At 68.7% G+C, this 10,052-nt stretch carries 7 protein-coding genes; 3 read left to right on the plus strand and 4 right to left on the minus strand.

The features are described from left to right. Positions 1-87 precede the first annotated feature (87 nt). The 3 genes from J0L98_RS09635 to J0L98_RS09645 all read right to left on the minus strand — a co-directional run bounded on the left by J0L98_RS09635 (position 88) and on the right by J0L98_RS09645 (position 2,107). Positions 88-834 carry a cytochrome c biogenesis protein CcdA gene (locus J0L98_RS09635; RefSeq protein ID WP_296411531.1) on the minus strand — a complete coding sequence of 249 codons (747 nt, stop codon included), beginning with the start codon at positions 832-834 and terminating at the stop codon, positions 88-90. Positions 835-845: 11 nt separating this feature from the next. Beyond that, entirely contained in the window at positions 846-1,229 is a 384-nt protein-coding gene (locus J0L98_RS09640; protein WP_296411533.1) for a thioredoxin family protein, read from the minus strand. A gap of 155 nt (positions 1,230-1,384) precedes the next feature. Then, positions 1,385-2,107, minus strand: a complete 723-nt coding sequence (locus tag J0L98_RS09645) for a 2'-5' RNA ligase family protein (RefSeq protein ID WP_296411534.1) — start codon at positions 2,105-2,107, stop codon at positions 1,385-1,387. A gap of 206 nt (positions 2,108-2,313) precedes the next feature. On the opposite strand from J0L98_RS09645, the gene J0L98_RS09650 reads away from it, so the two are divergent. Continuing rightward, on the plus strand, positions 2,314-4,347 hold the full coding sequence (locus tag J0L98_RS09650) for a TonB-dependent receptor (RefSeq protein WP_296411535.1): 2,034 nt from the start codon (positions 2,314-2,316) through the stop codon (positions 4,345-4,347). 64 nt (positions 4,348-4,411) lie between these two features. Here the strand turns inward: J0L98_RS09650 and J0L98_RS09655 are convergent, their stop codons facing one another. Further along, complete coding sequence (locus J0L98_RS09655; protein WP_296411537.1) at positions 4,412-5,446, minus strand: sensor domain-containing diguanylate cyclase; 1,035 nt, start codon at positions 5,444-5,446, stop codon at positions 4,412-4,414. 245 nt (positions 5,447-5,691) lie between these two features. On the opposite strand from J0L98_RS09655, the gene J0L98_RS09660 reads away from it, so the two are divergent. Together J0L98_RS09660 and J0L98_RS09665 are read left to right on the plus strand one after the other, a co-directional pair. After that, positions 5,692-6,939, plus strand: coding sequence for an MdtA/MuxA family multidrug efflux RND transporter periplasmic adaptor subunit (locus tag J0L98_RS09660; protein WP_296411539.1), 1,248 nt, complete (start codon positions 5,692-5,694; stop codon positions 6,937-6,939). A 61-nt stretch (positions 6,940-7,000) separates the two neighbouring features. Continuing rightward, on the plus strand, positions 7,001-10,052 hold a 3,052-nt coding region (locus J0L98_RS09665), incomplete at its 3' end, for an MdtB/MuxB family multidrug efflux RND transporter permease subunit (protein ID WP_296411540.1).

Genomic DNA, 10,052 nt, shown 5'->3' on the forward strand with positions numbered 1-10,052 from the left:
AGGATGGGGCGCCGCTGAGCACGGCGGAATGCCGGGGGTGTGCCCACCACCGGGGGAAGGCTCACCCGGTGGCGGTAAATGCCAGGTTCAGAACAGCGTCGTCAGATTCACCCAGCTATCGGGCAATACGCTCACCACCCGGGCCTCCAGCCACTTGTCGGCACCGCTTAGGATGGCGATGCCGGTGAGGCCGATGAGGATGCCGAAGGCCTGCTTGACCGCTTCGACGCGCGCCATCACCCAGCCCCGGGCCTTGTTGAAGCCGCTGCGTGAGGCGTAGGCCACGGCCACCAGGGGGATCGCCGCGCCGGTGCCGAACAGGCCCAGGATCAGGGCACCGCGGCCGGCACCGCCGTCGCTGGCCACCAGGGTCAGGGCCGAGGCCAGCAGGGGGCCGGAGCAGGGGCTCCATACCAGGCCGAGGAGGCCGCCGAGCAGGAAGGCGCCGCCTAGGGAGCCGCTGTCCAGACGGCTGGAGGCGTTGTTGGCCGAGCTGGCGATGGGCAGCATCAGTTCGGTGAAGCGCCGGCTCAGGGCGGGAATCAGCATGACCGCGGCAAAGGCCACCAGCATGATGCCGCCGAAGCTGCGCACGCTGTCCCCATCGATGCCCAGGGCCGGGCCGGCGGCACCCAGCAGCAGGCCGATCAGGGCGAAGGACGCGGCCATGCCGACGCCCATCGCCGTCGGGGCCAGGCGGTTGGTCTGCACCGCACCGCCGACGACCAGGGGCAGGATGGGAAACACGCAGGGTGACAGGGTGGTGAGGCTGCCGGCCAGCAGGCTGAGGCCCAGGTGCGAGAGGGAGAGGGAGGCGCTGAGAGGGTCGCTCATGGCGGCGGCGCTCAGAGAGCGCTCTTGAGGGCGGCGCGCAGGCTGGTTTCGTCGGTGTCGCCGGCGAGGCGGGCGGTTTCTTTTTCACCCCGATAGACGATCAGCGTGGACTGGGTGCGCACCTTGAGGCTTTGCTTGAGGGCGCGTTCCTTGTCGTAGTCCACCACCAGCAGGGACAGATCCAGGCTGGTGTCGGGCTTGAGGCGGTTGAAGACCTTCTCTTGGGCACGGCAGGTGGGGCACCAGTCTGCATGGAAGTGCAGGGCGACGGGTTTGCCGGCCTTCTGGGCAGTGGCGAGGGCCTGGGCGCTGTAGGGCTGGATGTCGAGGGCGCTGGCGGCAGTGGCGGCGAGGCCCAGGGCGAGGCCGGCAAGCAGGCGGGTCAGGGTGGTCATGGGGGGCTCCCGGTTGAGGTGGCAGGGGGTGGGGCCCCGGCGGGGGCCAGGGCTGCGACGCTCCAATGGCATCTGCTCCTTTGTCGGGCGGGGGGCGCCTTTCTTACACCGAAGGGAAAAATGCTGTTCGCTGGTGGGGGTACGCGGGTGTGAGGTCAGGGCTGCGCCGGTGTCGGTGCCCGCGCGGTGGGTGGGGGAAACAGGGCTTCGCCGCGCCAGTGCAGGCTGCCATCGGCGAGATGAAAATCGGCAAGGATGGCCAGCGGGCCGCCGATCTCGGCGGCGGCGTAGCTCATCAGGCTGACCCGCTCGATCCGGCAGCGTAGCGGGGGAGCGTCCGCCAGGCTGTCGAGACGTGCCAGCACTTCGGTTGTAGGCCACTCGCCCCCGTACAGGCCCACGGTGACATGGGGTGTGTAGGGGCCGCCCGGGTGCATGCCGCCCAGGGCCTGATGCAGGCGCCGGATGCCGCCTTCTTCATCGCCAACGGTGAGGAAGGGGGCCGAGGTGAAGCTGGCCATGCCGCCGATATCGATCTCGAAGGGGGCGGGTGCCAGGGCGCGCAGTGCCGCCAGGTGGGTGTCGAATGCCGCGGGGCCGTAGTCGTCCGGGTGGGTGGGTGCTGGGGAAGGAAAACCGCCCAGGGCCAGGGTGATGTGGGGCTGGCGGGCGTAGCCGTCGAGCAGCAGGCCATTCAGGTGGTGGGCTGCGCGGGCCACGGCCCGGTCAACCGGTGGCGTCGCCACGTCCATCGCCCACAGGGCATAGCGGGGGCGCCCCAGGTGCCATTCGGGAAAGTCGCGGCGCAGGTTCTGCAGGGTGCGGTCGGCCTGGCGGAAGGCGGCCCGGGCCAGATCAAGGGCGGTGTCGGGGGGCATCGGGCGATGGGCGTCGGTGCGCCGGGTCCGGTGAGGGGCGAAGGCCGCATTTTGCCGGCAATGGGGGGCGCGTGGTGCCCGTGGGGTTGGGGGGCGTCCATGCCGCGGCATAGTGTCGCAGGGGGCGGTTTCCAGGCCTGGATCAAGCTTCTTTGCCCGAGGCCCTTGCTACAGTCCGGCCCCATTGCCGACGACAAGGAACTGCCATGAACCTGCTTCTTCCCGCGCTCCGCCCAACCCCCGTGGCCCTCGCCCTGGCCATGGCCCTGGGTGCATCCGCCTTTGCCCGGGCATCCGATGGGGACACCGCCCTGACCCTTGGCCAGGTGGTGGTCAGCGGTACGGCGGGTGGGCCGCTGGAGGCGCGCCGGGTGCTCACCTCGGTGGACATCCTGCCCACCGAACGTATCGAGAGCCAGGTGGTGAACAACAACTGGGAGCTCTTCGGCCAGGTGCCCGGGGTCATGCTGACCCAGTTCGGCCAGGGGACCACCTCCGGCAAGTTCTCCATGCGCGCCTTCAACGGCGAAGGCGAGATCAATGCGGTCAAGCTGCTGATCGACGGCTTGCCGTCCAACAGCAACGACGGCAACATGCCCTACATCGACCTGGCGCCGCGCCTGGACATCGAATCCATCGAAGTGGTGCGGGGCACCAACGATCCGCGCTACGGCCTGCACAACATCGCCGGCAATGCCAACATCAGCACCAAGAGCGGTGGCAACTACCTGCTTGGGCGGGCCACCGTGGGCAGCTTTGCCACCCGCGAACTTCAGGCCGCCGCCGGGATCGAGAAGGATGGCCTGGCCCAGAACTATGCGATTTCGCTCAACCGCACCGATGGCTACCGGGACCACGCCAACGCCGAGAGCGGCAGCTTCTCCGGCAAGTGGTTTTTCACGCCCACCGGCGGCACCAGCCGGTTTGGCGTGATCGCCCGCCACTACACGGCCACGGCGGACGAGGCCGGCTACCTGACCCGCGCCCAGGCCCGCGCCAACCCGGACCAGTCGCCGGCCCACAACGCCACCGACGAGGACCGCCGCCAGGTGAGCCAGTTCGCCCTGCAAGGCGAGTCCGAGCTGGCCGAGCGCCTGTTTTGGACCGGGCAGGTGTACCTCAACAACCTGGATGACCGGCGTTTCGTCAAGTTCTCGGCCGGCGCCTCCCAGCAGGAGCGTCTGGTGGCCGAGACCCACACCGGCGCCTCCACCACCCTGACCTGGAGGGCCGGCAAGACCGTGATCGGCGATGTGTCGGTGATGGGCGGTGTGGACATGGAGCGCCAGGACAACCGCAGCCAGCGCTTCAATACCATCGCCCAGGTGCGCCAGAGCCAGACCCGCAACCAGCAGTTCGACTTCGACACCACCGGCGCCTTCGTGCAGGCCGTCATCAAGCCTCTTGCCGGCCTGACCCTGACCCCGGCCTTCCGTGCCGACCGGGTGACCGGCAGCTACACCAATCAGCTCAACGGCCGCGTCTATGACGTGAACGACTACGGCACCATCAAGCAGCCCAAGTTCTCGGCGGTGTATGCGGTGTCGGAGGCCCTGTCGGTGTATGGCAACTGGGGGCGCAGCTTCCAGGTGGGCGTGGGCACGGCCTCCTACAAGGTGAACCAGACGGCCGACCTGTCGCCCTCCATCAATGAGGGCTGGGAGGCGGGCGTCAAGTTCCGCCCCCTGAGCTGGCTCGACGGGCGGCTCTCCGCCTGGCGTCAGACGGCCTCCAACGAGGCCCGTCGCAAGCTCAACGACCCGGCCAACGACGCCGAGAACATCGGCCAGACCCGCCGTCAGGGCATCGACCTGCAGCTCAATGCCCGGCCCACCCGCCAGCTCGGGCTGTGGATGTCCACCGCCATCCAGCGCTCGAAGATCCTGCAGGCCGATGCCTCGTCAGCCGCCAGCATGGGCAAGGAGATCGACCACGTACCGCACCTGCTGTACACCGCCGGTGCCGACTACCAGGCCAGCGACGCCCTGCGCCTGTCCGCCTGGGTCAATGGACAGACCAGCTACTACCTGGAGCGCACCAACGCCACCGGCAAGTTCGGCGGCTATACCCACGCCAACCTGTCCGCCGCCTACCGGGTGACGCCGGCGGTAAGCGTGGAGCTGCAGGTGCGCAACCTCTTCGACCGCTACAGCGAGTACGTGTGGTGGGACGGCGCCCAGTCCCTGCATGCGCCCGGCACCCCGCGCAGCGTGTATGGCAGCGTGGCCGTGAAGTTCTGAGCCATCGCCCCGGGCGGGGAAGGTGATCGATGCGCCCCCCGCCCACCGCCCCAGATGCCGCCACTCATTCGCTGGTCAAGCCCGTGACCGCTTGGCCCTTGCGTTCGCGTTTGGCGGCATACATGGCCTGGTCGGCCACCTCCAGCAGGCCATTGATGTCCCTGGCGTCGTCCGGGTACAGGGCTGCGCCGAAGCTGCCACCGAGATGGACCCGTTGCCCGTCCACCACGAGGGGGCCCTGGACCTGTCGGATCAGCCGCTCGGTGCTGGCGCGCAGTCCATCCGTGCTGGCGGTCGGGCGGAGTACCACGCCGAACTCGTCTCCACCCAGACGTGCCACGGTGTCCGAGCGTCGCGCCCCGCTGGACAGGCGCTGGGCGAACTCGCGGATTGCCATGTCGCCCACCCGATGGCCGTGGCTGTCGTTGATCCGCTTCAGTTCGTCCATGTCCACCATCAGCACTCCCGCCTGACTGTGCTCCCGATCCGCCTGCAACAAGGCGTTGCGCAGGCGATCCAGAAAGAGGGCGCGGTTGGCCAGGCCGGTGAGCAGATCATGGGTTGCCTGGTGGAAGAGCGCATCCCGGCCGCAACGGGTGGCGAAGTACATGGACGCGGCAAGCAGATCCGCCATGAGTTTGATGATCTCGACCTGACGGGGGCCGAAAGCCGCTTGCCTGGACGACAATACCTTGAGGACGCCCACGTTCTCGACGTCATGACACAAGGGCACCACGGCCATGGACCGCAGGCCGATCTGATGGCAGGAGGTCAAGTCGACCCGCGGGTCGCCTTCGACATTGTCACTGGTCAGGGCTGTCCCGCTGCGCAGGCACAGGCCGGAAAGGCTGTGTTCCGCATCAATGCTCCGGCCGACCTGCGCAGCGGCCAATCCCGCTGTGGCCCGATAGACCAGTAGCGGCCCTTCGGCAATCTCCACTGCAGCGCCGTCGGCGCCGGTGAGCTTCATGCTGGCCTCCGCAGCCAGCGCCATGACGGCATCCAGGTCGAGCCCCAGGCGGGCGATCTCGGTTTGCACGCGAATGATGGACAGCAGATCGTCGGTGCCGGGAAGCTGGGGGCCGGATGGATGTGTCATGGGGGCTCCAGTGTGTGATCCGTTTCGCGTGTTCAGTGTGATTCAATTCACATAGGCTGGGGTGTGTCAGATGTTTAAAAAGTGTTACGTAAGCGGCTTTCCTTATTGGGGCGGGCTGATGCGTGTGAATGTCGGGATCGATTCCCGGTCTGCCGGGTCTATTGGGCAGTCTTCAAGTTTCATCGTGTAGCATTCGAGTCCTTCCCATCCGGCCGACGTGCCGGCGCTTCCGTGAAAGTCCATCCATGTCCAGCCCGTCTTCCGCTGTGTCGCCGCAACGCTCCAAACGCTCCTATCTGCCCTGGATTCTCGGTCTCGCCGTGCTGGCCGGCGGCGGCGCCTGGTACGCGTACCGGGGGGGCGCGGAGGAGGGGCGCGGCACGGAGGCCGCCGGTCCGCGCGGGGGCGGTCCGCGTGGTGATCGGCCGGTACCGGTCACCCTTGCCACCATCGGGACCGGGGAGGTCCGCGTCACCGTGCCGGCGCTCGGCAGCGTGGTGCCGCGCAACCTGGTCACGGTGCGCAGCCGGGTGGATGGCCCGCTGCTGGCGGTGAAGTTTGTCGAGGGCCAGCCGGTGAAGGCCGGCGAGGTGCTGGCGCTGATCGACCCCGAACCCTTCCGTGCGGCCCTGGAGCAGGCCCGCGGCCAGCTCGCCCGCGACCAGGCTCTGCTGAAGAACGCCCGCATCGACCTGGAGCGCTACCGCGGCCTGCTGGCCCAGGACTCCATCGCGAAGCAGCAGGTGGATACCCAGGAGGCGCTGGTGCGCCAGTACCAGGGTACCGTGCAGACCGACGAAGGCAACCTGCGCAGCGCCGAGCTGCAACTCTCCTACACCACCATCAAGGCGCCCATCAGCGGTCGGGTCGGCCTGCGGGCGGTGGACCCGGGCAACATCGTCAAGGCCTCCGATGCGGCCGGGCTGGTGACGATTGCCCAGGTGAGCCCGATCACCGCGGTTTTCCCGGTGCCCGAGGAGCGCCTGCCGGCGATCATGAAGCGGGTACGCGAAGGGCGCGGGCTGAAGGTGGAGGCCTGGGACCGGGAGATGAAGACCCGCCTCGCCGAAGGCAGCCTGCTGGCGGTGGACGCCCAGATCGATTCGACCACCGGCACCGTTAAGCTCAAGGCCGACTTTGCCAACAAGGACGGCAGCCTGTTCCCCAATCAGTTCGTCAACGTGCGTCTGCTGCTGGACACCCTCCGCGGCGTGGTCACCGTGCCCACGGCGGCGCTGCAGCAGGGCAGCAAGGGCAGCTTTGTTTATCGCCTGACCGCCGACGGCAAGGTCGCCGCCGTGTCGGTGCGCCTGGGCCCCGTCGATGGAGGCAAGGCCGCGGTGGAGGAGGGCCTGGCGGCGGGCGACCGGGTGGTGGTGGACGGGCTTGACAAGCTCAAGGACGGGGCGAAGGTGGAGGCCATCGACCCGAAGGCCGTGGATGCCCCCGGCCGGGAGAGCCGGCGCAGTGGCGCAGGCCGGCCGGGGCATTGACCGTGGCCGCAGCCTTCGCTGAAAGAGCCCGCGGGCATCGGTTTGCCACCGGGGGGCCGGCATGAACCCGTCCCGCCTGTTCATCCTGCGGCCGGTGGCCACCTCGCTGCTGATGGTGGCCATCCTGCTGGTGGGCTTCGTGGCCTACCGTCTGCTGCCCATCTCGGCCCTGCCCGAGGTGGATTACCCCACCATCCAGGTCAAAACCCTCTACCCCGGCGCCAGCCCGGACGTGATGACCTCCGCCGTCACCGCGCCCCTGGAGCGCCAGTTCGGGCAGATGCCCGGGCTGGACGAGATGTCGTCCACCAGTTCCGGCGGGGCCTCGGTGGTCACCCTGCGCTTCAGTCTGGCGATGGGGCTGGACGTGGCCGAGCAACAGGTCCAGGCGGCCATCAACGCCGCCTCCAGCCTGCTCCCCAGCGATCTGCCGGCGCCGCCCACCTACAGCAAGGTGAACCCGGCCGACGCGCCCATTCTGACGTTGGCCATCTCGTCCCCCAGCCTGCCCATCACCCGCATCCACGACCTGGTGGAGAGCCGCCTGGCCATGAAGATCTCCCAGGTGGCCGGCGTCGGGCTGGTGAGCATTGCCGGCGGGCGCCGCCCGGCGGTGCGGGTGCAGGTCAACCCCACCACGGCGGCGGCCTATGGGCTGGGCCTGGAAGACCTGCGCACCGCCATCGCCAATGCCAACGTGACCCAGGCCAAGGGCAGCTTCGACGGCCCCCAGCGCGCCTCCACCCTCGACGCCAACGACCAGCTGCGTTCCGCCGACGAATACCGCGGCCTCATCGTGGCCTATCGCAACGGCAGCCCGGTGCGCCTGTCCGACCTGGCCACCCTGGTGGATGACGCCGAGAACATTCGCCTCGCCGCCTGGGCCGACCGGGAGTCGGCGGTGATCATCAACGTGCAGCGCCAGCCCGGCGCCAACGTGATCGAGGTGGCCGACCGGGTGACGGCCCTGCTGCCCCAGATGACCGCCAGCCTGCCGGCCTCGGTGGACGTCCGGGTGCTCTCGGATCGCACCACCACCATCCGCGCCTCGGTGCGCGACGTGCAGGTGGAGCTGATGCTGGCCGTGGCCCTGGTGGTGATGGTGATCTTCCTGTTCCTGCGCAGCGTGCCGGCCACGATCATTCCCAGCGTGGCGGTGCCCCTGTCCCTGGTGGGCACCTTCGGGGTCATGTATCTGGCCGGCTTCAGCCTCAACAACCTCACCCTGATGGCCCTCACCATCTCCACCGGCTTCGTGGTGGACGACGCCATCGTGATGATCGAGAACATCGCCCGCTACGTGGAGGAGGGCGAGTCGCCCATGCAGGCGGCGCTGAAGGGGGCGAAGCAGATCGGCTTCACCATCATCTCCCTTACCGTCTCCCTGATCGCGGTGCTGATTCCGCTGCTGTTCATGGGGGACGTGGTGGGGCGCCTGTTCCGCGAGTTCGCCATCACCCTGGCCATCGCCATCCTGATCTCCGCCTTCGTCTCCCTGACCCTCACCCCGATGATGTGCGCGCGTCTGCTCAAGCACGTGCCGGAGGCGGAGCAGGGCCCCTTCTACCGGGTGACCGGCGACTTCTTCGACCGGGTCATCGCCCGCTACGGGGTGATGCTGGAGTGGGTGCTGCAGCGCCAGGGCCTGACCCTGCTGGTGGCGACAGGCACCCTGGCCCTCACCGTGCTGCTCTACATTCTGGTGCCCAAGGGCTTCTTCCCGGTGCAGGACACGGGCGCCATCCAGGGCGTCACCGAGGCCGGCCAGTCCATCTCCTTCCCGGCCATGTCCGAGCGCCAGCAGGCGGTGGCCGAGGTGGTGCTGAAAGACCCGGCGGTGGCCAGCCTGTCGTCCTTCATCGGGGTGGATGGCACCAATGCCACCCTCAACAGCGGGCGCATGATGATCAGCCTGAAGCCCCTGGCCGAGCGCGACGCCAGCGCCAGCGAGGTGATCCGCCGCCTCGGCCCCGAGCTGCAGAAGGTGGCCGGCATCACCCTCTACATGCAGCCGGTGCAGGACCTCTCCATCGAAGACCGGGTGGCCCGCACCCAGTACCAGTTCTCCCTGCAGTCGCCCGATGGCGAGGCCCTGGCCGAATGGGTGCCGCGCCTGGTGGAGCGCCTCCAGGCGCTGCCGGAGCTGGCCGACGTGGCCAGCGACCTGCAGGACAAGGGTCTGCAGGCCTGGGTGGAAATCGACCGCAATGCCGCCAGCCGCCTGGGGGTGAGCACTGCCGCCATCGACAACGCGCTTTACAACGCCTACGGCCAGCGTCTGATCTCCACCATCTTCACCCAGGCCACCCAGTACCGGGTGGTGTTGGAGGTGCAGCCCCAGTTCCGCAGCGGCCCGGCGGCCATGGCCAACCTGTATGTGCCCGGCACCGGCGGGGTGCAGGTGCCCCTGTCGGCGGTGGCCCGGGTGGTAGAGCGGCCGGCCATGCTGGCGGTCAATCACATCGGTCAGTTTCCGGCGGTCACGGTGTCCTTCAACCTTGCTCCCGGGGTGGCCCTGGGCAACGCGGTGGAGGCGATCCATGCCGTGGAGGCCGACCTGGGCCTGCCGGCCAGCATCGAGACCCGCTTCCGCGGCGCGGCCCTGGCCTTCCAGGCCTCCCTCACCAACACCCTGCTGCTCATCCTGGCGGCGGTGGTGACCATGTACATCGTGCTCGGCGTGCTCTACGAGAGCTACATCCACCCGGTCACCATCCTGTCCACCCTGCCGTCCGCCGGGGTGGGGGCGCTGCTGGCCCTGCTGCTGGCGCGTACCGAACTGGGCATTGTCGGCATCATCGGCATCGTGCTGCTGATCGGCATCGTCAAGAAGAACGCCATCATGATGATCGACTTCGCCCTGGACGCCGAGCGCAACCAGGGTCTGGCGCCCCGGGAGGCCATCTTCCAGGCCTGCCTGCTGCGCTTCCGGCCCATCCTGATGACCACCCTGGCCGCCCTGCTGGGGGCGCTGCCCCTGATGCTGGGCAGCGGTGTCGGCTCCGAGCTGCGCCAGCCCCTGGGCATCACCATGGTGGGTGGCCTGCTGGTGAGCCAGGTGCTGACGCTGTTCACCACCCCGGTGATCTACCTGGCCTTCGACCGCCTGCCCG

This window comes from Zoogloea sp. (genome assembly GCF_017302315.1).
GTDB lineage: Bacteria > Pseudomonadota > Gammaproteobacteria > Burkholderiales > Rhodocyclaceae > Zoogloea.